At 53.7% G+C, this 2,035-nt stretch carries 1 rRNA gene; it reads left to right on the forward strand.

What is annotated here, in order from left to right:
- Positions 1-2,035, forward strand: a 23S ribosomal RNA gene (locus tag DXB53_RS09750); the annotation flags it as partial.

A 2,035-nucleotide genomic window follows, 5' to 3' on the forward strand; every position in this document is an offset into this window, starting at 1 on the left:
CCTGAAACCGTATGTTTACAAGCAGTCGGAGACCGCTTAATAATAAGGTCGACGGCGTGCCTATTGAAGAATGAACCGGCGAGTTACGAAGCCTGGCAAGGTTAAGCAGGAAATGCGGAGCCGAAGCGAAAGCGAGTCTTAAGAGGGCGCAAGTCAGGAAGCGTAGACCCGAAACCACAGTGATCTACCCATGTCCAGGTTGAAACACAGGTAAAAATGTGTGGAGGACCGAACCTATATCCGTTGAAAAGGGTTAGGATGAGGTGTGGGTAGGGGTGAAATTCCAATCGAACGTGGAGATAGCTGGTTCTCCCCGAAATAGCTTTAGGGCTAGCCTCAGGGAAAAGATTGCAGGCGGTAGAGCACTGATCAGGAGAGGGACCTACCCGGTTACCAAACCCAGTCAAACTCCGAATGGCTGCAATCATACCTGGGAGTCAGACTGCGACTAATAAGGGCCGTAGTCAAAAGGGAAACAGCCCAGACCATCAGCTAAGGTCCCCAATGCCGTGCTAAGTGGCGAAGGATGTGGCATTTCATAAACAACCAGGATGTTGGCTCAGAAGCAGCCACCATTTAAAGAGTGCGTAATAGCTCACTGGTCGAGAGACGCTGCGCCGAAAATGTCCGGGGCTCAAGCACGGAACCGAAGCTATGGCATGATAGCAATATCATGGGTAGGGGAGCGTTCTTATAAGGAAGAAGCATGACCGGAAGGACATGTGGACGAATAAGAAGTGAGAATGCCGGTATGAGTATCGAAAAGAAAGGTGAGAATCCTTTCCACCGAAAGCCCGAGGGTTCCTGAGCAACGATCGTCGACTCAGGGTAAGTCGGGACCTAAGCCGAGGCGAGAAGCGTAGGCGATGGACAACAGGTTGAAATTCCTGTACCGGATCAAGTCGATCGAGCGAAGGAGCGACGCAGGAGGGCACATGATCGCGCGGCTGGAAGAGCGCGTCCAAGTGCGTATGTTGCAGCAGAGGAAAACCCCTGCAGCTAAAAGCAGAGACATGATGGGGAGTTAAAGGAAACTTTGACGAACTCATGGATCCCACACTGCCAAGAAAAACTTCTAGCGAGACAAGATCCGCCCGTACCGTAAACCGACACAGGTAGGCGGGGAGAGAATCCTAAGGTGCGCGGGAAAACCCTCGTTAAGGAACTCGGCAAATTGCATCCGTAACCTAGGGAGAAGGATGGCCCCCGGTCAGTGAAGAGCAGAAACGCTCAGAGCTAAAAGGGGCGGCAGAAAAGAGGCCCAAGCAACTGTTTACCAAAAACACAGGTGCCTGCGAAAGCGAAAGCTGAAGTATAGGTGCTGACGCCTGCCCGGTGCCGGAAGGTTAAGGAGAGAAGTTAGCGAAAGCGAAGCATCGAACTGAAGCCCCGGTGAACGGCGGCCGTAACTATAACGGTCCTAAGGTAGCGAAATTCCTTGTCGGGTAAGTTCCGACCCGCATGAAAGGCGTAATGATTTGGGCACTGTCTCAACGAGGGGCCCGGTGAAATTGAAATACCTGTGAAGATGCAGGTTACCCGCGACTGGACAGAAAGACCCCATGGAGCTTCACTGCAGCTTGAGATTGAATCCCGGTGACAGATGCACAGGATAGGTGGGAGGCGCCGAAGCATTGCCCTAGGGCGGTGCGGAGCCGATGTTGGGATACCACCCTTCTGTTGCTGAGATTCTAACGCGAGGAGTAACGACCCTGCGGACCCTCTCAGGCAGGCGGTTTGACTGGGGCGGTCGCCTCCGAAAGAGTAACGGAGGCGCCCAAAGGTTCCCTCAGGCCGGACAGAAACCGGCCGAAGAGTGCAAAGGCAGAAGGGAGCTTGACTGCGAGACCAACAAGTCGAGCAGGGACGAAAGTCGGGCTTAGTGATCCGGTGGTACTGGGTGGAAAGGCCATCGCTCAACGGATAAAAGCTACCCTGGGGATAACAGGCTAATCTCTCCCAAGAGTTCATATCGACGGGGAGGTTTGGCACCTCGATGTCGGCTCATCACATCCTGGGGCTGGAGTAGGTCCCA

The sequence above is a fragment of the Collinsella sp. OM04-5 genome (genome assembly GCF_003439125.1).
In the GTDB taxonomy this organism is placed as follows: Bacteria; Actinomycetota; Coriobacteriia; order Coriobacteriales; family Coriobacteriaceae; genus Collinsella.